Here is a 20657-nt window from a genome sequence, read left to right as displayed (position 1 = left end):
TTCCTAAGCGTGAGGTGGATCCTCAGTTAAAAATACTCTGGATATGTGGGCCGGTAAAACTCAGTAAAAGATCTCGGTAATTTACATCGTTCATTATTTTCACTAAATCTGCTTGGGAACCCGGGGTTTTTAACAAAAGTGAACAAGCTGATTAAAAGTGATGTGGTTTCTTCTTTTAGATTACGATTTCTTTTTTTAAGTCCTTCCCTCTTTAAGAGTTTTAAGCGGGTTTGACTTGCTTAGGCTGAGTAGAACTGTAGCACGCAGAGATTTCGCCGTTGGCGTGGGAGGATGATAGTGATGCTTTTTGTAAAGGAATTGCCTGAAGAAATTAGGGAAGTAACAGGGCGGCTGACCATTTGGGACGAGGAGACGGACCGCGCCCTTGATAGAGCTCGTCTGAATCTTCTGCTTCGGATGTCTTCGTATGTGTATAGTTGTGCGTGGGTGACTCGTCGTCCCCTTATCGAGAAGGTTAGCTTCTTCATTAACAATTCCTTTGATTATCAGAAAACAGCCGAAAAATTTGGAGTTTCGGTAAAGTCTTTGCATGTATCTATTTCCTACGCATCTTCACAGCTTAAAAAGCGCCTTTACCCAGCACTTGAACATCTTAGAGAGGGTAACATGGGAGCCGCTGAGGAAGAGTTTGCTAAAGCTACCGGGGTCCCGGGCGCCAACTTGTTTATCAAGGAGATCTATGACCGTTGTGAGCCTAAAGCACACTCGATAGACCTTGCCTCCTGTGGAAATGAGCTTGATTTCTTGTCCAGGTACACTTATTACGGGTTATCCAGCGAGTTGTACTCTTTGAATAAACAGAAACTCGAGCACCTTTTGTATGTTCTATCGAGCAATGATATTCGTTCAGCCACTGAGCGGGCTGTTCTATTTAATTGTTTGGAGGGCTATTATGATGCTTCCAAGGCGATGGAGGTATTGGCTGACAGCCGTCGCCCAAAATTCCTTAAGGATTAATCTGCTTGGCTAATAATTTACTTATGGGGGGGTATAAGCATGAACTTAACTTCACATCACTCAACTTTTGAATACCGAGACCGTCCGGCATTTAAGAAAGTGGAATGTGTTATCAATCCTTTACATGAATACTTGTACCAAGTGGGTGCTCGGGGTGGCAAGCTGTTAAAGTTTAATTGCCCCCACCCTTATATCTCAGTACATTCGGAAGATGTTAGTGGGGTTAGCTTGAGCGGGTATCCTTTAGAAACATGGATTGCTAAATGGCAGGCTGCGATTCTGTCCCAAGGCGGCCTTGTCTTCCCAACTGGATTTGTTAATAATCATCGAGAGTCTTTAATCAGCTTATACCTTTTGAACAGCTGTCTCTGTGTTGCTGAATCAAAGTCTCGGGGGTTATGGGCGTATAGTTTTGTAACCAAGAGTCCCGCAGTTCTGAAGGAACATGAATTTCACATGGCTCCGGCGTATCGTCAAAAATGGTTTAATCGCTTCGCTGATCAGCTGTCCACAAACCAAAAGGAGTTGGAGGGGGGATTTAAAACGGTGGAGGTAGTTCTAGCTGAAGGTGGAGTGATCCTTGCTAAAAAGACAATAAAAGCTGATGCTGCTCGGTATCTCTTTCCCTATTATGTGGTGGAAAATTACATGCGTGGGCTTGGAAGGGTCTTGGCTCGCGGAAAAGTCCGGATAACGTACCATGGTACAGATGGTTTGTGTCCCCCGTTAGTAACGTCACTAGCAACAGAGGTGGTCGCCCACTGGTTGGGAGTATCTTTTGCTGCTGCAGAGGCCGTAAAAAATAATGAGTTTAATGCTCCTTTCTCAGGGTATATATCACTCCCGGATCTAACGCAACCGGGGCAGTTTGTATCAGTGCCGGTCCTTCACATTGAAAAGTTAGAGTTTCAATAATATTGGTTTTCGGTATTCTCTATTTCTGCGATAAAGAGAGCAAATCCTCTCTTTATCGCTTTTCTTTTGCCTTTCCAGATCCCCTAGTTTAGAAGCACGGATATAGGGTTTCCTATTAACCACCATAACGTGAGACTGTAGTTTTCATGATCCTTGCACACTGTGGGTTTTAGGCTTTTCTATAACTATTGATAAAGATAAGGTTTCCGGGTGCTGAAATTTCCTCGGTTTTTGATCTCAGAATCTTATCAGATCTATTCTCAAAACCATTCCACCAAAAAGGTGGATATTGATAGTTAGTTGCAATAGTCTCCTTCTCAAAATCCGGGTTTTTGGCTTCTTGGCTCTCATCCATTTCTATATTGGTTGACCTGTTTTTGTAGGTCGAAAAGATGTGGATTGGAGCGTGTTTTAGATGAGTTCAAAAGTGTGGGGATATGTGCGAGTCAGCAAAGCAGATCAAAATCCAGATCGTCAGGTAGATATGCTAATGATGGAGTACAGGATTCCCAAAGAAGACATCTTTATTGATTTGATTAGTGGCGTCAAATATGACCGACCTGAGCTAGCTAAACTTCAATCCGTTTTACGTGCTGGTGACGTTATCGTAGTTGAGTCACTCAGCCGGGTGTCCCGGTCATCTAAAGACTTGTTAACTTTATTGGAGGATTGGCAGGCTCGGGGTATTACTTTTATTTCTCATAAGGAGAAGCTCGACTTCTCCAGTAGTACGGGGCAATTCATGCTCACAATGCTGGCGGCAATGAGTCAGTTCGAACGAGATACTTTGAGGGAACGTGTTCGCGAAGGGGTTGCTTCTGCTCGGGCTAGGGGGCGAGTTGGGGGCAGGCCAAAAACCGATAAGAGGGCTTTAGAAAAAGCGGTTAGGTTGTATAATGCTAAGACCCATTCTCTTAGGGAGGTTTGTGAGGTCTCTGGCGTATCTCAGGGGGTTCTATATAGAGAGCTGCGGCGGCTTAAGGACTTGGCGATTCTTGCTGAGGAAGAGGCCTGAAAAAACGGGAGTTAATATTTACGATCCCGTTCAAAATACGTGACTCAATTTCATAAATGTGATTTTCGCAGCTTGTTTTAGTAGAGTTGGCTTGGTATGGTTTCAATAGTAGGTGTTAAAACTTAATATGGATTTGTTATAGGACAGGTTTTGTGAGACCGCTTAATGTCAGCGACTCATTAAATACTTGTCCTTTTTCTTTTGCACTTTTTTGTGATTAACCATGAGTAGAATTCTATTTTAGGACTTTGTCCAAGAGCTGCTCCATAACTATGTTCTTAATTTTAGTTATGGAGGTTAGATGTATGGGTAGCGGAGTGGACGATCGGCAGTTGACAGCGATTTATATCAGGGTGCCTGGAGGAGTGGAGCCAGGTTTTGCTCAGCGTAAGTTGCTTGAACTTGCTTGTGATCTTGGATTGGGTGTCTTTGATATTTATGTGGACTATGCTTGGGAGAATGAAGATGATTGTCGTATGTTGGAACAATTGCTCACTGATAGTAGGAACCGTTGTTTTGGTACGGTCCTTCGTATGAGCTCAACATTTGAAACAGCTGATCGTGATTTTGTAGAACACCTGATTAGCATGTTGGCACTTGAAGGGGTTCAACTGATCACTTTGGGTGGGCAGTATGGTGTTGTGGTGTGAGACCAACTGGAAGTAACTAATACACAGAATTACTATTGGAATACGTATATTTATTGGTTTAAGTGAACTAATAGCTAAAAGATAGTTAAGTAGGCTTGACTCCCCTCGGTATTGTACGGTAGAACAACACAAAGTACTAAAAAAGGGAGGATATACCAATTGAAATGAGGGTTCCATATGATCACATCAAATCGACTTTTCTACACGGTTCCCGAACTGGCTGAGATGATCCCACTCGGAAAGAACTCGTTATATCGTCTTGTTAATCAAAAGGATTTCCCGAAATTGATCGTTGGGAAGAAGATCTTGATTCCTGCAGATGAATTGGAAAAGTATTTGGCTAACAAGCTCTACGACAAGATTGAGCTATAGATAAGAGACTTTTAGGGAGCTTGTAGAAAGCTCCCTTACCCAATTTAAAATATGAGGTGGTTACCATATGGCAGCAAGCTTTAGTAAAGTCGGCAAAAAATTTAGAGTCACATTCGAGTATGGGAAGGATGGAAACGGCAAGCGCATCCGAAAATTTGAAAGTGTGGCTACGGAGGCGGAAGCAAAGAAGTTAGTCGCCGAATTTAACCATAACCAGCAACGTGGGCTACTGGTCATGAAGAATGATGTGACAGTTGCTGATCATTTAAGACGATGGATGGAGCTATATGTGCAGAGTAATTGCGAAGAGACGACAACGTATGGTTATCGAAATATTATAGACAATCATATGATTCCATATATGGGTGCAGTGAGACTTCAGGATTTACAGCCAGCAATGATTCAGCAGTATTATAATATGCTGGAGTTTCAAAAGGGGTTGTCCCCTAATTCGGTGCGTAGACATCATGCATTGCTCAGGAAAGCACTTGACTTTGCACTTAAACAGAATTATGTATACCGGAATGTCGCTGAAAGTGTTATCCAACCAAAGAGGATTAACCAGAGAGGGAAAAGTTATACTTCCGACCAAATGAAGACTTTGCTTAAAAAAGTAAAAGGAACAAAGATGGAATTACCAGTATATCTTGCAGCTTGTCTAGGTTTAAGGCGAGAAGAAATTACAGGATTAAGATGGGAATTTGTTGATCTAGAAAACCGCATTCTGCGTATTGTAGAAGTTCGTACAGCTGCCGGAGATAATAATAATATCGTTAAAGAACCAAAGACGCCGAGAAGCCGAAGAACTCTGCATATTGTAAATGAGGTCTATGACGTGTTGGTTGCGCATAGAAAGTGGCAAGTAGAACGGAAAGAGCTTCTCGGGGAATTATACTATGACTCAGACTATGTATTCGTGAGGGATGATGGGAAACCTTATCGAGTGAATTCGGTATCCGAGCACTTTTTGGACTTTTTACGTAAGCACGATTTGCCTAGGATTCGATTGCATGACCTACGTCATACCTTTGCAAGCGTCATGTATGAAGCTGGAGTTGACTTGAAGGCAATTTCGGAAATAATGGGCCACTCTGACATAGGCACTACATCAAGAATTTATACGCATTTGCTCGACAATACGCACAAAAAAAAGCTGAGTGTTATGAGCAAAATTTTATCGAGTTAATTAGAAGGCGAAACTCCCTTATTATGGAGCTTCGCCTTTATATAAATTACATGTTACGTACTGTGAAAAATGGTGTTCGGCAAAACTTGATGAGACATAATAAGAAAATGATACCCAACAAAGCCTTACACAGTTGGACATGGATATAGAAAATAACTGTTTTTGGTAGTGTTTGCTTGTCGCTTCCCCTCGCCACTATAAGTAAGGGCTATGAGAAATTTGATAAGTATGCACTTTCATTTTAGGATTTCACTGGTATGGGTAGTTTTTCCTATGGTATAATATATTTAACAATGATACTAACGAATCATTTTATTAGAGGTGAATAATATGGGTTTCTGGGATAAATTGGCAAAGGCTGGAGGGACCGTAATTGAGGCGGTTCAGAAACAAGCCGAACAGCAGCAAAGAGAGAAAGAAAATGCGGAATATATGGCGTCAAGGGTTGATGATGATAGAGAATTAGTTAAGCGATTTCAATCTTCTTCAGGTGTGAAGAAATACGGTTACGCAGCAGAGTTGGAGAAGAGAGGGTACCTAGAAAGAAATTCTGAGGGTAAATTTCAAAGAACTAATAAAACCTTATAAAGGAGAGGGAATAAATATGTCACAAAAAAATGAAGCAGGTAGAAGGTTCCGGAATGCCAGGGATGATGCGAGTGTTGGTTCGATAGAAAAGCGGATTGAAAAGGATTACGGACTGCCTGCTGGAACTGTACAAATTAACCGTGCAGACGGAGGGAATGCAAGAAGTGATAAAAGAATTGGTAATCTGAAAAAGGAACATGGTAAATAACTAAGTCAAGTATACTCTTTAAAATAATCGTATTAGTAAATTGAGAACTAACCCCTCCTACAGTAAGATCAGCAACACTTTACCTAAGGAGCTATTCCTGTAATGAATTAAAATGCGGTTTGAAAAACAAAAAGCGCCTCCTGTATGCTGGGTCTCGGAATGACACACATTCACTGCCCTAATTAAGAGGAGGACGCTCACTATGAAGTTTAACCAATCGAACAAGCAAAATCAACGGATTTCGAGAATTTCTGAAACGACGCTGGTCATCGGAACCGACATCGCGAAACACAACCACGTCGCTCGTGCCTTTAATTACCGAGGCATCGAACTAGGCAAGCGGTGCTTGTTCCAGAACGACGACAATGGCCTGTTGAACCTGCTAGCATGGGCTGAATCCATCAAGCAAGAGCATGGGCTAACGGACGTGCTGCTTGGCGTAGAGCCAACCGGCCACTACTGGTTCCCGCTGTTTCACTTCCTGAGGCAGCGCAGCATTGAGGTCGTTCTTGTGAACCCGCATCATGTCAAGAAAAGCAAGGAACTCGACGACAACTCGCCGACTAAGAACGACATCAAAGATGCGAAAGTCGTCGCCAAGCTCGTCATCGACGGTCGCTATACACAGCCGCAGCTGCCGGAAGGCGTTTACGCCGACCTGCGTGTGCTGATGAACCAGCGAGACCGTCTGTGCGGGGATTTGAACCGGGTGAAAGGAAGAATCCACAATTGGCTGGATCGCTTCTTTCCCGAATATAGGCAAGTGTTTAAAAACTGGGAAGGCAAGGCCTCGCTCATTACGCTAACGAACTTTCCGCTGCCGCAAGATGTCGTCGCCGCTGGCGAAACAACTGTGGTGGCTATCTGGAAGAAGAACGACGTGAAACGAGCCGTAGGCCCCAAGAGAGCGGAGTTGCTCTACCGGAAAGCCCGAAAGTCCATCGGCCTCACAGAAGGCGCTACGGCGGCCAAGCATGAGCTAGCCATGTATTTGGAGCAGTATGCCATGCTGTGCAGGCAGATCGAGCAACTGATGGAGCTTGTGGCGGGTCTGGTGGAACAGATTCCGGGCGCCACCCACATGATGAGCATTCCGTGCATCGGTCTTATTACCGTGGCAGGATTCCTGGCGGAAGTCGGAGACTTGAGCGGGTACGATCACAGCCAACAAATCGTACGTCACGCCGGTCTCAGCCTGCGGGAAAACAGCTCCGGGCTTCACAAAGGGAAAACGACCATCAGCAAGCGAGGTCGCTGTCGCCTCCGGGCCTTGCTGTTCCGGGCGGCACTGACGATGGTCGCCAAGAACCCGGAATTCCGCGCACTGCATCTGTACTTCACGACGCGCCGGGATAATCCGCTGAAGAAGAAACAGTCCATGATCGCGATCTGCAACAAGCTCATTCGCGTTTTATTCGAGCTAGGCCGCAAACAGAAGGAATATGACGCTAACAAGGTCCTCGGCCCCCATCGGGAGGCTCAATTGCAAGCAGCAGCCTAATTCATTCACAGCTTAAGAGCTCACTTTCGTTTCACCGCTTATGCACATGTTGATCTTTGACAAACGAAGCACGGATAGGCTGGGAGAAATCATCACCATAAGGGCATCGACCCCGCTAAGGAGCTAACCTGGCCTCCACCCCTTGAGAGGTAGAACGAAGGAATGTAAGGGCATCGACCCAGGGAGATATGGGAGGGTTAACCGCAAGGGTACATGTGGAGATCCATATGCGACCATACGGCTTTTAAAACGAGGTAACCACCACCTCTATTCCCGCCAACAGGTCGATCCCATATATTCACTCTCCGTCAAATATTATCCTCAAGCGCTTCGTGCGTCAAAGATGAAAACATGCGAAATAGCGAGAAAAACGGAGAAAACATTAATTTATTGAGGGAGGGGTTATTTTGAATGAAGAACCTTTACCAGATTGGTTGAAACTTGCTCTGAACCAACGAAATATATATTTAGCGAGGGTTGCATGTAAACTTGAAGAGGTTTCCATCTCACGGCAGAAACAATCCGAATCTGAAATGCAACTTAAGCGAGAGCTTACATCGCCACAATTATGCAATTAGGTTGTCACTTACGTGCCCTTCCCATTGGTATTGGGAAAAAAAGTAATACAAATTGTTTAACAATGGACTTTGCTCTGACTCCTGTCCAGCCCTCGTAGACAAGCGTAGACGAAAGCTATAAAACTTGATAATAGACGGTAAGATTCTGGGGGATGAAATAAGAAGTTGCCCTCTAACAAATCGTTACACGGCGGGACATCATGGGATATGGAAAGTAGTGGTGGGAGATAGTGTACGCTTGTTCGACTCCCCTCGCCTCCATATGTATTTTAAAGAAGACACCATTATGGTGTCTTTTTTTTGTATACCAATCTATTATTCTGGTGAAACTAATTACTATAAAAATAGATTTGGAGTGATATAAATGACCATAATGATTACTGAAAAAGAAAAGCAATTTCAGATTGCAGATTATAAGAATTTAGCTGAAAAATTGGTCAAGAGGGGATCATTATTTGCTTTATTCAAGCTTCAAACTGAAATGATAAGAGTGTTAACTGCTGACGATGAACCGGACGTTACACAAAAAAGAATTACTGAATTTCTGGGCATATTAAAAGAAGTAACTGATGATTGCTTAACATGCCCAAAATGCCAACAATCATATATTTTTAGGATTTGCACTGGGCTGAGTTATGAAAAAGATAATGCAATTGAGCTGACTTGTAATGGGTGTGGTGATTGTTTTTCTCATTCTGAGAAGAAAAGTCACGCAATTTATTTTAATTTCGAAGCTTGGAGAGAAGTAGATAATTTAAGGAAAATATCTAGGGGTTTTGCGATAAGTTATCGACTTATTGATTCACCTAAGAAGGCATTTCTTTATATATATGATAAAAAAGATACACGTCCTGAATTATGGATTAACGGCTATAGAGTCTTTAATTCCGAAGAAGTGAAGAGTTACTGGGAGTACTCAAAAGGGTTAATAAAACGATGGAAGAAGGATGAGAAAATACAGTTATCTTTTATTCAAATTGAGAATGCAAAGATCTACACACTGGATAAGCCAAAGAGTGATTAAGTTAGGGTTGGGGCGAGAGGAACAATTGTTTTGGACAGGAATTTAAGGCACTTAACACCATTAACCCGTGTTCTGGTCGGTGTCAATTCATTTTATGATATAATAAACATAATTTAAAACCGGAGGAGATTGAGGATGTTTGTGAATCGAGAACAACTCCAAGAAGTTTTGAAAAAAGCAAATCAACATGCACGGAAGCAAGCTAGGGAGTCAGGTGCATCAATTTATTATATAAAGAATAACAAGCGTGTTCGTGAAGACGCAGAAGGTAATAAGTTCATGATCGTTTTTGATGCAACCGGAAAACGTCAGGAATATGAATATCATGAGTGATACCAAACCAATCATGACGGTTTTTGCTGGCACTAATGGGGCTGGCAAAAGCACGATTAGTTTGCAAATGAGAGAGTGGATCGGCGAACTGATTGACCCGGACCAGATTGCACGAGAATTAAGGCCAGATGACCCACGGAGTGTTGATCTATCTGCTGGAAGGGAAGCTGTGAAAAAAATCCGTTCTCTCATCAAAAGTGGAAAACACTTTGCCATTGAAACCACTTTATCAGGCACCTTTGTTTTGAAGCATATGCAAATTGCCAAAGATACCGGTTATAGCGTTGTCATTTATTATATCGGCCTGCAAGACGTCCAAATGCATATAGACCGTGTAGCTTCTCGTGTTGAGCAGGGTGGACATTGGATCGCAGAAGAGGATATTCGCTTTCGATATGGTCAATCATTGCAAAATCTAAAACCTGCTTTAGCCATTGCTGACCAAGTTATCATCATTGATAATACATACGAGCCTTCTATTGTGGCTGAAATCATGAATGGTAAGATGACCTATTGTGTTGAGTCGATACCTGCTTGGTCTGAGACAGTTCTTTTTGGATACAGATAATTGGTGACATCAAAACTGTGACTACACCCACACGAAGTTCGACTATGTGGCGTTGCCTTCGGACAAGGGAGGAGGCTGACCAGGGAAAAGAGTCTTACTTTATGGCGTTACAAGCTCATGGTCATGCCCCTTCAGCTCGATTCTATAATGTCCAAATGTTGTCTTTTTTTCATCAGAGCTTAAATCGCTAAAGCGTAGATAACCAAATGTAGTAATGCCGTTATCATCAATTGGCCAATCATAGATATTGCCTGATGTGTCAAAGCCATAATAAAATCCCGGCTTGCCTAAATAATCAGAAACCCATTGTCCATTGTCAAACGTTGCAGATTTTAAATTGCTAGTTTCATGAGCATTGGGTATACCACGTTCATATCTCGTTAAATAATAGACATTGTTTTGATAGGTTTTTACCGCCTTTATCGGTGCTTTTTCAATCGCTACCCTTGTAATCTCCTCTCCATCCACACGGTATAAAATAAATTCCTGCGTTGTGGCATAGGCGTAATTCAAATAAAAATGTCCCATATCCGTTTCAAACCAAATATCCCCATGGCGAATCGTATTTTTATCGTCAATCCATTCATGATAAACAAAAGGCTCGAAATTAGAGAAATCATTGCTAAAGAATAATTGGCCGTTTTCTATAATTACCGCCATAAAACGGTCACTATAGACAATCGATTTTCCTTGGTATATTAATTCATAAACGCGGATCAAATTAAGGTTTTCTATCGCTGTGGCATTAACATCCCTAATTATAATCAAACTATATGGTTGAATCTCCGCATTTTTTAAATAGACTACTTTTTTATTAAAAGCCTCGCCAATATACCTTAAAGGAATATATGTTGTATTGTTGTAAACGTTCGCGGCCACATCCATTTTGATGGATTTCCCGTCTACAGAAAGAGCCTTCTTTCCTATTTTCAAGGAAATGGTATTGTTATCGTATTTAATGGTAATAGACTGATTTTTTGCGTTAAATTCTACCTTTGCACCAAACCCCTCCGAAATAAAACGAAGCGGTACTAATGTTCTGCCATCTCTAACAATCGGCTGTACGGCTGATACCATCTGTCCATTAATAAATGCCATGGAGCTTTCAGGAGATAAAATCATACTGTTTTTCAAGTCAGCTTCTGTTACATCTTCATAATAGTCTTGAGGATTTTCTGCGTGGGCCGTATAACCAAAAGCTAAGAACAATGTAAAAGTGAATAATGTGAGGATAATTTTAATTTTCATTGCTACACCTCTCAAAAATGATTTCTTTATTTTAAAATTAGGATTTCCAATATATGTATCGCTTGCATTATACACTTTTCCGTCAGGGGCTGCTAGCTCTAATAGGCATTCAAAATTGCAAATTAAGATGATTCAATCGGCTTGTATTTTGCGGGAATGGAAATAAAGTTGTAAACCAATTCCAAATGTGTTAAGGTGAGTTTATTGAAATTTCGAACTTAAGTCACATATTGTAGAGGGTTATGATTTTAATTGCATAATCTTGTACAATATGTGTACTTTTGGAAATTTTAAGGTCATATAAAAATGAAAATGTGGAGGTAATGAATCATGGAAACAGGAACAGTAAAGTGGTTTAATGCGGAAAAAGGCTTTGGTTTTATCGAGGTTGAAGGCGGGAACGACGTATTCGTGCACTTTAGTGCAATTGTTGGCGATGGCTTTAAATCGTTGGACGAAGGTCAACGCGTGGAATTTAACGTGGTACAAGGCAATCGCGGTCCACAAGCCGAGAATGTTGTTAAGCTATAAGACGGCTGCTAGAAAGCCCCAACCCTAGGGTTGGGGCTTTTTTTTGCCCATTAGTCCAGGAGAGAAAGAGGGATCTGTTTGTACTTTTCACGGGAGTACCATCGTTTCGACCACTTTTATTTACTGATATAAACCAACCTGGTGCTGCTTGAATGACATTCCAAAGTATATATCCGGAATTTGAAGCTGGGCAAGTTTTGAAACATCTAGTTCCGTATCAACCTCAGCTTCACGTCCGTTGGCCACTTGCTTTTATAAAAAATTTTAAGTTTTCCAATGCAGGTTACTTCAAGCTCATGATATGATGGGAAAAAGGACCAAGTTCAGCGAGCCGTCCTACACCTATTTTACTACATAGAGGAGTTTACAACATCATGAGGCCTACCAACATGAGAAAGATTAGTGCAGCAACACTGTCCGTTATGCTCACCGCATCCCTTATCTCCACGGGAGACGCCCTGGCGTCGTCGATGCAGAGATTTACCGATGTCCCCGCGGGCCATTGGGCGAGTGACGCTATTACCCGGCTAGTCGATTCCGACGTCGTTCACGGTTATGAAGACGGTTCCTTCAAGCCGAATGCGTACATTACGCAGGAGGAATTCATCGCCATGGCTGCCCAGATTCTTTATGGAAAGGCCGACGCAGCCCCAGTGGCTGAAGAGGATATAGACGTACCTCCAAGATGGTCGGATTGGGCGTACGAGTCGCTGGCCAAGCACGGTATCACCTCACTGGAGGATTTCTGGGCCAGTGACGGTGACAAGAGACTTATCCAGATTACGAGGGCGGAAGCGGCCCGGATCATCTACATGCTGTTCAACGGCAATGTCGAGAACTTGTCTTCTAAAGTCGCCGTGAAATATTTATACGAACACAATCTGACTTCCGGTACATACAGCGATCGAGGGGATTATTTCGCCAATTACGGTCCGACGGAATTGCTGACTCGTGCCCAAGCTGCGGTCTTCCTTACAAAAATCAAGGATTATAAGGCGGGAGTCATTAAGCCGCCGAGCAAACCGATAAAGGCGGACGACACTCTTGCCAGCCGGATCAAGGCGATCGCTCAGAAGGCCGGCGTCAACGTAACGGCTTCCCTGAATACGGAACGGTATCAGACGCGGGTAGAGGGCAGCGGGATTACGCTGGATTTCCAATTTGACGAGTTCGCTTATGGAGATCTGGGCGAGAATTGGCATATGACGATCATCAAGCTGGACAAGAACAGGATCGGTCTGATGACCTCGATTCTGAGGGAGCTTGGGTTGCCGATGAACGAGAAAGAGACAAGGGCCCTCTTGACGGACTTGCTTGCACTCGAATACGGTCAAACCGGGGAGACGTACAAAAAAGGAAATATCTCGATCCACACCTCGTATTACTTCGGCTATCACGTGCAGTGGGGGGAGCATCGGAACAATGACCCGCAGGTCGCTACGAATGCGAAGCCTTACGCATTGTTCGTCAACGGAGAGGAGAAGCGGGGGCCGGAGTTCAACACATTCCTGGAGCCGATATTCGATAAGAATGGAACGGTCTATGTTCCTGTGAGCGACGTCGTACCCGATATGGGCGGGTCCTGGGACATGAGCGTCGATTGGAACGTCGTGACCGTTGTCTTGAAAGAGGGCTATCAGTGGGTCTTCGAATGGGACGGGGTTCCGAAAAAGAACGGCTCCACGTTCATCGGCACCTCCATCGGGATGGACGACTCGAATATAACGGTGAAGGGGATCTCCAAGGGTGGGTCGCTCTTCCTGCCTTTGGATTTCGTCTCGAAGTATTATCCGGTGACCACGCAGATGGAGGGTGAAACGACCCTGATCCTCATCGGGACCGTTCCGGAGCATCCGACGGCAAACTACTTCGGGGCCATGGGCCAGTACCCTTCAACCTTTGATTTCAACCCGCTGGATCCGAATATGCAATATCCGGGCGGATGGAAGGCGCCGCAGCTCACTTCGAAATGGTCGTCCAATCCGGCGGACAATTTCAAAGCCTTCGAGAACGAACTCGGATTTACGGACGGAGGCCGTTATTATAGCGTAACCGGCATGCATCATGCGATCACGGTCATGGATCAGAGCGATTCGAAAGACACGGAGGTCACGCTTAGCTTTACGGGATGGGGGACTCCTCCCGGAAAGCCCGACGCTACGGTGTCGGAGTCGTTTAAGATTCCGGTTGTCTCTGCCCAGCTGTTCCGCTTCTATTTCGAAGATAAATGGAAGTCGGTTTGGGACTACTTCAACCGCAATGATATTCCCGAACAGTTCACGTTGAACGGAAGAAAGGTGAACGTATCTTATAGCCATCTTACCGGTATCATGACTGTTGAAATCGGGCGCAAGTCGAAATAAGAGTTAAATCCACAACCTCATGAGGTTGTGGATTTTTCGTTTCAGGAATATGACGATGAAGCTTTTAACCTAAGCTATTTCAAATCAAATCCTTTGCTTCTCACGTATTCCGTATACCCGCCCAAAGGCATATCCTTATCCAGCATGGAGATGAATTTCCCGGACCAGCTTGCCTTCTGCTTGTTGTTCGTTCGCGCGCTGTAGTACTCCGCGACATCCCGGTCATATTTTTCGACCTGTGCTTTAAGATCGTGATCATACCGGTTTTCAAAAAACACGGCGGACCTTGGCAACCGCGGCTTTTGCTCGGGGAGCTCATCGGGAACGCCTACAGCCAGACCGACCAATGGAATGACGAAGTCCGGCAGGTCCAGCCATTCGTCCAGTTCGGGCAGGGCTCCGTTAATCCCGCCGATAATCACGGCTCCGAGCCCCATCGACTCAGCCGCCAAATTGGCGTTTTGCAGGGCAAGCGCGGCACTCAACACCGAGGTTTGGTAAAAATACGAGAAGCTCAGGTTACTGCTCATTCTTTCCTGCTGGTCCGGGCCGGCAGCCAACATTATACGGTGAAGATCGGCGCAAAAAACAAAAAAGTACCCGCATTTCTCAATCCACGGATTTTCCGAACGGACCGCGATCTTCTTCCGCAGTTCCTGATCCGTTACGCCGATGATCGAGAACGGCTGCATATGCGCCGAGGTCGGCGCCATTTGCGCCGCGTCGACAATGGCTTCGATTTGCTCGCCGGTCAACGGAATATTTTTAAACTTGCGGATGGAGCGATGCCGGTGGATCACTTGCAAGACCTCGTTCATTCAAATCCCCTCCAAAATATAAATGGCTTCAAATGGTTTCCTTGGAAACTATATTAACGAGAAAACGATGCTCTGTCAAATGGTTTCCGTGGAAACTATGATATAATGAAAAGAAAAAAGGTAGGCTTGCCTTATGCCAGATATGAATGACGAATTGCTTCAGCTCAAAAACCGCATCGAAAAATCAATGTACCGACTCCTGATCAGCGAAACCGATGAGGACCAGGATCGGCTTTGGCTCATTGAGCGTATCTCCGACGATCGGCTGAAAAAGCTGCTGCCCGCCTTATCCCTCTCCAGCCTGCATATTTTGGATGTCATCTATGAGCATGACGGGATTAAAGGGGTCGATATCGCCCGCGAAATGGGCTTGACGAAAGGCGCCGTCTCCAAAATCACCCGTAAATTGCTGGGGCAGGGCCTGATTCGGAAAACCCAGCTCCCGGACAACCTGAAAGAAATTTATTTCTCCGTGACCCCGCTTGGTGCCGAATTGGCCGAACTGCATCGGCTGTTCCACCAGGAGCAGGATCGAAAAGCGATGGAACTGTTGGCGAGTTTCGACGCGGCGTCGCTTGGGATCGTGGCGGATTTTCTGGAGAAGCTGGCCGATCTGCGGTAGGCCCTCAAAGTTCAAACCCGGCACGATGAGCCGCATCCTACAGTCCAAAAAAAGATGTTGATAAAATAACGAACGTAATATAACATATATAATATAACAAGCGTTATATTATTGTTGAGGAGGAAAGTTTATGCCCCCGAAGCCGAAAGTGACGCGCGGCATCGTTCTGGAAGCGGCACTCGAGCTGATGCGTGAAGAGGGGATGGATGCCATCAACGCACGCAACGTCGCCAAGAAGCTCGGCACCTCCACCCAGCCTATATTCAGCCAATTTTCTTCCATGGAAGAACTGAGGGAAGCGATCTGCGCTTATGCCGAACATTTATATAACACAGCAATGCTGGCGGCGATGCAGAGCGGCGACAACGGCTTTCTGGCCATGGGTCTCGCTTACATCCGGTTTGCGCGAACGGAAAAAAGGCTGTTCCAGCTTCTGTTTATGTCTAACCGGCTCCAGCAGGAGAAGGTGACGGAAATCGCCGGCACAACCGAGGGCGACGACCAGGTGATTGCGATGATCGGAAGCATGACCGGCCTATCGGCCGATCAAGCGCGCAAATTGTATGCCGGCATCTGGTTTACGACGCACGGCATTGCCTCGCTGGTCGCCACCAACAGCAGCGCGATGGATGACGAGGAGGCACAGGCCGTATTGGGCGGCGTGTTTAAAGGTTTGTTGGCTACACTCAAAAGAGAAGGCGAGGAGCTGTAACCATGTCCGTGACTTTCATCCGCAATCATCCTTACGTCGCCGCCGTCATCGCGGCGCTGATCTGCACCTTCCTTACCGCTGTCGGCTCGGCGGCCGCCCAAATCGGAGGACTGGCGGAAGTCCCCGCTTACCTCATAATGACGGCCTCAGTGGCCTTGTCCATTTTGGCGGGCCTGTGGCTGCTTCGCCGCTTTCGCCTTTCGGCCAGGGAGGCCGGTTTCCGCCGGCCTGCCTCCGGCAGCGCTCGCTCCGTGTGGTTTTGCGTGCCGCTGCTGCTGATGGAGGCGATTCCGCTTGCCGTTTACGGCCCCGCGTTTGCCCGTCCGGGAGTCGAATACGCGGCGCTGGCTCTGTTCACTGTCGTTGTCGGCTTCAATGAGGAGCTTTATTTTCGCGGCTTGTCCTTCTCTTTCCTGTTGGGAAAAAGCCGAAAGCAGGCCGTTATCGGCTCGTCCCTAATCTTTGGTGTGCTGCATGCCGCCAACGCCCTAAGCGGAACGCAGCCGGCCGAAGTGCTGCTGCAGATCGCCTTTGCTTTTCTCGCTGGCCTGACGCTTGCCCTCATCATCAGCATTACCCGAAGTCTTTGGATCGGTATTGTGTGGCATATCGTTCATAATTTCATCTCTTTCAGCACGGAGCTGGCCTTCGACCGGACGGCGCTGGTCGTAATCACCGCCCAGGTATTGATTCTGGCGATCTATACTGTCGGCTTGTGGAAACGCGGTACGGCAGCGGCCTGATTTGGGATTTTCCGTTCCTTACCTCCACCATACATAACCATGAATTTAAGATCCGTGGTTATAACCTCAATACTTAGGGGAGGATAAATCGTGATAACCGTTCTAAATGTGGATGGTCAGGAACTGACCCCCTGCTTGCAGCACCGGGCATGGCGGGAAGTGAACCGATCCCGTGCCGTCTGGGTCGACGAGCACACCATCCAATTACTATACAACCCGTTTTTATTTAAGGACTATCGAAAGACAGCTTTGAAAAGAGACCGTTACCAATGTTTGTGGTGCGGGTGTCCCGCAACGACAGTGGATCATATCGTTCCGTCGAGCAAAGGCGGGTCGGATCTTCCGCAAAACCTGCTTGCTTCCTGCATCGAGTGCAACTCGAAGCGCGGCAACCGTTCGGCGTTTACGTACTTCAAGGAAAAGGCGTATTCCGTACCGAATCCCGTCAAGCTTGGTTACCGGATCGTGAAAGCAACATGCAGTTCATCATCCAAAGTCAAGATGATCGGTTGAGCGAACAGCAAGGCGGCTCCTTCTTAGGAGACCGTCCTTTTTTAAGTTTCAATGATGATGGAGCAGCCCATTGCCTTCCATTGTGGGCGGGATTGTTTTGTTATATGATATCATGGTAAAATAGCGATTCGCTTAAGGTGGCTGTTCATACGCCAGCTTCTGAATCCTTATAAAATTCATCAATTTGGATGTGAGGGAAACGATGTATCCAAAAGATTTGAACTATAAAATGCCGGCCGAGTGGGCGCCGCATGAACGGACTTTCATCTCCTGGCCGGTGCGGGAGTCGATGGTGTATCCCGAAAGATATGCCGAGGTGTGTGACGGGTATGCGGAATTCATCACGGCGATCTCCGAGTTCGAACCGATCACGGTGGTTGTGAATCCGGACGATCTGAAGAACGTAAAAGGCCGATTCGGCCAAAGCCCGAATGGGGAGCGCATTTCCTTTTTGCCGATCGAGCATAACGACGCGTGGCTGCGCGACAACGGGCCGACATTCCTCGTCAACGGCGCAGGCGAACTGGCCGGAGTCAACTGGGGGTTTAACGCCTGGGGCGGGAAATATTCGCCTTGGGATCTGGATGATGCGGTCGCGCCGCAAATCCTTGAAGCCCTGAACGTCAAGCGGTTCGACGCGCCGCTGGTACTGGAGGGCGGCTCCATCCATACGGACGGCGAAGGCACGCTGCTGACCACCGAGGAGTGTCTGCTGAACAAGAACCGCAACCCGCACATGAGCCGGGAAGAGATCGAGACCGCCGTGCGGAACTTCGTGAACGTCGACCGGATCATCTGGCTGAAACGCGGCCTCAGCGGCGACGAGACGGACGGCCATATCGACAACGTGGCCTGCTTTGCGGCGCCGGGCAAGGTGATTCTGCAGGTGTGCGACGATCCAAGCGACGATAATTACGCGATTACGCAAGAAAATATCGCGATCCTAAGCGCGGCAACGGACGCTCAAGGCCGCAAGCTGGAGATCATTCCGATTCCGCAGCCGCCGCGGGCGTTCCATGAAGACAGTCGTCTGACGCTGAGCTATTTGAATTTTTATTTCGTGAACGGCGGCATTATTTTGCCGGTGTTCGGCGGAGCCGCGGCGGAGACCGACCGCCAGGCCGTCCAAGTGCTGAGCGAGACGTTCCCGGATCGCAAGATTCGCACCGTAAACGGTATGGCAATTATCGGCGAAGGCGGCAACGTCCACTGTACGACGCAACAAATGGCGGCAAGACGTCAACCCTAACTTAGACTGGACGAATATAGCAAAGGAGGTACGATCACCGAGATGAGAAACGTCAAAGTAGCGGCGACGCAAATGAGCTGCTCGTCCAATAAAGAAGAGAACATCGCCAAGGCGGATAAGCTGGTGCGCGAGGCGGCCCGTCAGGGGGCGCAAATTATTTTGCTGCAGGAGCTGTTCGAAACTCCGTATTTCTGTCAGAAGGAGAAGTCCGACTATTACATCTACGCCACCGAGCTGGAGGAGAACGCCGCGATCCGGCATTTTCAACAGGTCGCCAAGGAGCTGGAAGTCGTCCTGCCGATCAGCTTCTACGAGAAAAAGAACAATGCCCGTTATAACTCACTGGCTGTTATCGACGCGAACGGCGAGGTGCTTGGTCGCTATCGCAAAAGCCATATCCCGGACGGACCGGGGTATGAGGAGAAGTTTTATTTTAATCCCGGCGACACCGGGTTTAAAGTGTGGAAGACTCGCTACGCCAAAATCGGCGTCGGCGTTTGCTGGGATCAATGGTACCCGGAAGCCGCGCGCTGCATGGCGCTGATGGGCGCCGAGCTGCTGTTCTATCCGACGGCGATCGGCTCCGAACCGCAGGACGGCTCGATCGACTCCAAGGATCACTGGCAGATGTGCATGCTGGGGCATGCCGCCTCGAACCTGGTGCCGGTGATCGCCTCCAACCGCGTCGGCACGGAAACCGACGAGGAGTCGAGTATCACGTTCTACGGCTCGTCCTTCATCGCGGGACCGCAGGGCAACAAAGTCGCTGAGGCCGACCGTGAGGAAGAGACGGTGCTCGTGGCCGAATTCGACCTCGACCAACTGGAGACGCAGCGCATCGAGTGGGGAATTTTCCGCGACCGCCGGCCGGATCTGTACAAGATCATCACATCCTATGACGGCGAGCTTCGTTTCGACTGAATCGCATATTAACGCTAGATTACCCAGGGCCCCGATATCGCGCGAAGACGTGGTGTCGGGGCTTTTTGAATTAGCTGTAATTCGATGACCCAATATGATATATTACTATCACTTACTATAGGAAAAGTAATTATGCCTTATTGAAAGGGGGAAGAAAAATGGCTAATTATGTGAAGGTTGATGTTGTTTGCCCATGCGGCAGACTATTAAAGACGGTTTCTAGTAACTCGGAAAGTGGAAGTACTACAGCCAGTAGTATGAAATGTCCATCATGTAAAAATAATGTGTCTATCCAGGTTAGAGGTGCTAATGCCTACACAAGCTACAAATAAATAACATTTCTTGCCACCAAAATGAAGTATCTTTTTGTACATATTCTAGTAGGTACCGAAATTTCTTTGGACATAGAACTACAATTTGAGTAATGAGGCCTGCCAAAACAGCAGGCTTCTATTATTTTGGGGAGTTTTAAAATATCCAAAGAAATAGCATTTCCAGTAGCAGATGGTTTTTTCAGTAGAAAGACTATGCAAGATCGACCTTAATTTAAACTGGGAAAACTTACAACTTGAATTGGTTGTCATTAAGGGTTATATTATTAATCCGGCCACTTAAACAAGATGTTTTGCCGGTCGACTAATAAGCGGAACGGATTTAAAAAAACTTAAAAAAAGTTCTTGCTAAATTGGTTTGAACGTGATATATTATAAGAGTTGCTGCTGAGACGCGGCAATGCACGAAAGTGAAGTTGATCTTTGAAAACTGAACAACGAGTGAGTATTAAATGAGAATTAATTTCTCGTCAGTTTTGAAATGAGCAAGTCAAACATCGGATGGAACACCTCATACCTTCAGGCATGAGCCTCCTTCCGATCCTTATTGGAGAGTTTGATCCTGGCTCAGGACGAACGCTGGCGGCGTGCCTAATACATGCAAGTCGAGCGGACCTGATGGAGTGCTTGCACTCCTGAGGGTTAGCGGCGGACGGGTGAGTAACACGTAGGCAACCTGCCCGTAAGAC

General features: G+C 46.3%; 22 protein-coding genes and 1 rRNA gene. 21 read left to right on the top strand and 2 right to left on the bottom strand.

Annotated features, from left to right (window positions below):
• Positions 1-297: 297 nt before the first annotated feature.
• The 12 genes from V3851_RS25330 (at position 298) to V3851_RS25275 (ending at position 9916) form a co-directional block, all read left to right on the top strand.
• Complete coding sequence (locus V3851_RS25330) at positions 298-978, top strand: hypothetical protein (RefSeq protein ID WP_331849216.1); 681 nt, start codon at positions 298-300, stop codon at positions 976-978.
• Positions 979-1017: 39 nt separating this feature from the next.
• Positions 1018-1893, top strand: coding sequence for a hypothetical protein (locus V3851_RS25325; protein WP_331849215.1), 876 nt, complete (start codon positions 1018-1020; stop codon positions 1891-1893).
• A gap of 415 nt (positions 1894-2308) precedes the next feature.
• Positions 2309-2908: a recombinase family protein gene (locus V3851_RS25320; protein WP_331849214.1), complete on the top strand. Its 600-nt coding sequence runs from the start codon at positions 2309-2311 to the stop codon at positions 2906-2908.
• Between the two features lie 305 nt (positions 2909-3213).
• Positions 3214-3558 (top strand): hypothetical protein, encoded by a 345-nt coding sequence (locus tag V3851_RS25315; protein ID WP_331849213.1) that lies wholly within the window; start codon positions 3214-3216, stop codon positions 3556-3558.
• A 177-nt stretch (positions 3559-3735) separates the two neighbouring features.
• Positions 3736-3930 (top strand): helix-turn-helix domain-containing protein, encoded by a 195-nt coding sequence (locus V3851_RS25310; RefSeq protein WP_331849212.1) that lies wholly within the window; start codon positions 3736-3738, stop codon positions 3928-3930.
• 67 nt (positions 3931-3997) lie between these two features.
• The gene (locus tag V3851_RS25305; protein ID WP_331849211.1) at positions 3998-5116 is read left to right on the top strand and encodes a site-specific integrase; all 1119 of its coding nucleotides are present in this window, start codon (positions 3998-4000) and stop codon (positions 5114-5116) included.
• Positions 5117-5446: 330 nt separating this feature from the next.
• Positions 5447-5704 carry a hypothetical protein gene (locus V3851_RS25300; RefSeq protein ID WP_331849210.1) on the top strand — a complete coding sequence of 86 codons (258 nt, stop codon included), beginning with the start codon at positions 5447-5449 and terminating at the stop codon, positions 5702-5704.
• A gap of 16 nt (positions 5705-5720) precedes the next feature.
• Complete coding sequence (locus V3851_RS25295) at positions 5721-5912, top strand: hypothetical protein (RefSeq protein WP_331849209.1); 192 nt, start codon at positions 5721-5723, stop codon at positions 5910-5912.
• A 202-nt stretch (positions 5913-6114) separates the two neighbouring features.
• Positions 6115-7413 carry an IS110 family RNA-guided transposase gene (locus V3851_RS25290; protein ID WP_331849208.1) on the top strand — a complete coding sequence of 433 codons (1299 nt, stop codon included), beginning with the start codon at positions 6115-6117 and terminating at the stop codon, positions 7411-7413.
• A gap of 942 nt (positions 7414-8355) precedes the next feature.
• Positions 8356-9015 (top strand): hypothetical protein, encoded by a 660-nt coding sequence (locus V3851_RS25285; RefSeq protein WP_331849207.1) that lies wholly within the window; start codon positions 8356-8358, stop codon positions 9013-9015.
• Positions 9016-9150: 135 nt separating this feature from the next.
• A complete protein-coding gene (locus tag V3851_RS25280; protein ID WP_331849206.1) occupies positions 9151-9348 on the top strand; it encodes a hypothetical protein in 198 nt (65 codons plus the stop codon).
• Entirely contained in the window at positions 9341-9916 is a 576-nt protein-coding gene (locus V3851_RS25275) for a zeta toxin family protein (RefSeq protein WP_331849205.1), read from the top strand. Before V3851_RS25280 ends, V3851_RS25275 begins: the two co-directional genes overlap by 8 nt.
• Before the next feature lie 99 nt (positions 9917-10015).
• Here V3851_RS25275 and V3851_RS25270 read toward each other — a convergent pair whose 3' ends face one another.
• Complete coding sequence (locus V3851_RS25270) at positions 10016-11164, bottom strand: copper amine oxidase N-terminal domain-containing protein (RefSeq protein ID WP_331849204.1); 1149 nt, start codon at positions 11162-11164, stop codon at positions 10016-10018.
• A gap of 330 nt (positions 11165-11494) precedes the next feature.
• Here V3851_RS25270 and V3851_RS25265 point away from each other — a divergent pair, with 330 nt between their 5' ends.
• Together V3851_RS25265 and V3851_RS25260 are read left to right on the top strand one after the other, a co-directional pair.
• Entirely contained in the window at positions 11495-11695 is a 201-nt protein-coding gene (locus V3851_RS25265; protein WP_068779348.1) for a cold-shock protein, read from the top strand.
• Positions 11696-12084: 389 nt separating this feature from the next.
• Entirely contained in the window at positions 12085-14058 is a 1974-nt protein-coding gene (locus V3851_RS25260; protein ID WP_331849203.1) for an S-layer homology domain-containing protein, read from the top strand.
• A gap of 74 nt (positions 14059-14132) precedes the next feature.
• On the opposite strand, the gene V3851_RS25255 is transcribed toward V3851_RS25260, so the two are convergent.
• Complete coding sequence (locus tag V3851_RS25255; RefSeq protein WP_331849202.1) at positions 14133-14876, bottom strand: NADPH-dependent oxidoreductase; 744 nt, start codon at positions 14874-14876, stop codon at positions 14133-14135.
• A 133-nt stretch (positions 14877-15009) separates the two neighbouring features.
• Between V3851_RS25255 and V3851_RS25250 the strand changes: the two genes are divergently transcribed.
• From V3851_RS25250 to V3851_RS25220, 7 genes are all read left to right on the top strand, one after another.
• Positions 15010-15498, top strand: a complete 489-nt coding sequence (locus V3851_RS25250) for a MarR family transcriptional regulator (protein WP_331849201.1) — start codon at positions 15010-15012, stop codon at positions 15496-15498.
• 130 nt (positions 15499-15628) lie between these two features.
• The gene (locus V3851_RS25245) at positions 15629-16210 is read left to right on the top strand and encodes a TetR/AcrR family transcriptional regulator (RefSeq protein WP_331849200.1); all 582 of its coding nucleotides are present in this window, start codon (positions 15629-15631) and stop codon (positions 16208-16210) included.
• Positions 16211-16212: 2 nt separating this feature from the next.
• Positions 16213-16953: a CPBP family intramembrane glutamic endopeptidase gene (locus V3851_RS25240; protein ID WP_331849199.1), complete on the top strand. Its 741-nt coding sequence runs from the start codon at positions 16213-16215 to the stop codon at positions 16951-16953.
• A 90-nt stretch (positions 16954-17043) separates the two neighbouring features.
• Positions 17044-17466 carry an HNH endonuclease gene (locus tag V3851_RS25235; RefSeq protein ID WP_331849198.1) on the top strand — a complete coding sequence of 141 codons (423 nt, stop codon included), beginning with the start codon at positions 17044-17046 and terminating at the stop codon, positions 17464-17466.
• A 202-nt stretch (positions 17467-17668) separates the two neighbouring features.
• Complete coding sequence (locus V3851_RS25230; protein WP_331849197.1) at positions 17669-18715, top strand: agmatine deiminase family protein; 1047 nt, start codon at positions 17669-17671, stop codon at positions 18713-18715.
• A gap of 42 nt (positions 18716-18757) precedes the next feature.
• Entirely contained in the window at positions 18758-19636 is an 879-nt protein-coding gene (gene aguB / locus V3851_RS25225; RefSeq protein ID WP_331849196.1) for an N-carbamoylputrescine amidase, read from the top strand.
• An 876-nt stretch (positions 19637-20512) separates the two neighbouring features.
• Positions 20513-20657: ribosomal RNA gene (locus V3851_RS25220) — 16S ribosomal RNA — on the top strand; the annotation flags it as partial.

This window comes from Paenibacillus haidiansis (assembly GCF_036553665.1).
GTDB classification, from domain to species: domain Bacteria; phylum Bacillota; class Bacilli; order Paenibacillales; family Paenibacillaceae; genus Fontibacillus; species Fontibacillus haidiansis.
The sequence above is the reverse complement of the archived record's forward strand: the minus strand, read 5'-3'. Positions and strand labels throughout refer to the sequence as shown.

Bases quoted from the DNA above. Each gene is read 5' to 3' on its own strand.
- V3851_RS25325 (WP_331849215.1), top strand. From the start codon at position 1,018: ATGAACTTAACTTCACATCACTCAACTTTTGAATACCGAGACCGTCCG.
- V3851_RS25320 (WP_331849214.1), top strand. From the start codon at position 2,309: ATGAGTTCAAAAGTGTGGGGATATGTGCGAGTCAGCAAAGCAGATCAA.
- V3851_RS25315 (WP_331849213.1), top strand. From the start codon at position 3,214: ATGGGTAGCGGAGTGGACGATCGGCAGTTGACAGCGATTTATATCAGG.
- V3851_RS25310 (WP_331849212.1), top strand. From the start codon at position 3,736: ATGATCACATCAAATCGACTTTTCTACACGGTTCCCGAACTGGCTGAG.
- V3851_RS25305 (WP_331849211.1), top strand. From the start codon at position 3,998: ATGGCAGCAAGCTTTAGTAAAGTCGGCAAAAAATTTAGAGTCACATTC.
- V3851_RS25300 (WP_331849210.1), top strand. From the start codon at position 5,447: ATGGGTTTCTGGGATAAATTGGCAAAGGCTGGAGGGACCGTAATTGAG.
- V3851_RS25295 (WP_331849209.1), top strand. From the start codon at position 5,721: ATGTCACAAAAAAATGAAGCAGGTAGAAGGTTCCGGAATGCCAGGGAT.
- V3851_RS25290 (WP_331849208.1), top strand. From the start codon at position 6,115: ATGAAGTTTAACCAATCGAACAAGCAAAATCAACGGATTTCGAGAATT.
- V3851_RS25285 (WP_331849207.1), top strand. From the start codon at position 8,356: ATGACCATAATGATTACTGAAAAAGAAAAGCAATTTCAGATTGCAGAT.
- V3851_RS25280 (WP_331849206.1), top strand. From the start codon at position 9,151: ATGTTTGTGAATCGAGAACAACTCCAAGAAGTTTTGAAAAAAGCAAAT.
- V3851_RS25275 (WP_331849205.1), top strand. From the start codon at position 9,341: ATGAGTGATACCAAACCAATCATGACGGTTTTTGCTGGCACTAATGGG.
- V3851_RS25270 (WP_331849204.1), bottom strand. From the start codon at position 11,164: ATGAAAATTAAAATTATCCTCACATTATTCACTTTTACATTGTTCTTA.
- V3851_RS25265 (WP_068779348.1), top strand. From the start codon at position 11,495: ATGGAAACAGGAACAGTAAAGTGGTTTAATGCGGAAAAAGGCTTTGGT.
- V3851_RS25260 (WP_331849203.1), top strand. From the start codon at position 12,085: ATGAGAAAGATTAGTGCAGCAACACTGTCCGTTATGCTCACCGCATCC.
- V3851_RS25255 (WP_331849202.1), bottom strand. From the start codon at position 14,876: ATGAACGAGGTCTTGCAAGTGATCCACCGGCATCGCTCCATCCGCAAG.
- V3851_RS25250 (WP_331849201.1), top strand. From the start codon at position 15,010: ATGCCAGATATGAATGACGAATTGCTTCAGCTCAAAAACCGCATCGAA.
- V3851_RS25245 (WP_331849200.1), top strand. From the start codon at position 15,629: ATGCCCCCGAAGCCGAAAGTGACGCGCGGCATCGTTCTGGAAGCGGCA.
- V3851_RS25240 (WP_331849199.1), top strand. From the start codon at position 16,213: ATGTCCGTGACTTTCATCCGCAATCATCCTTACGTCGCCGCCGTCATC.
- V3851_RS25230 (WP_331849197.1), top strand. From the start codon at position 17,669: ATGTATCCAAAAGATTTGAACTATAAAATGCCGGCCGAGTGGGCGCCG.
- aguB (WP_331849196.1), top strand. From the start codon at position 18,758: ATGAGAAACGTCAAAGTAGCGGCGACGCAAATGAGCTGCTCGTCCAAT.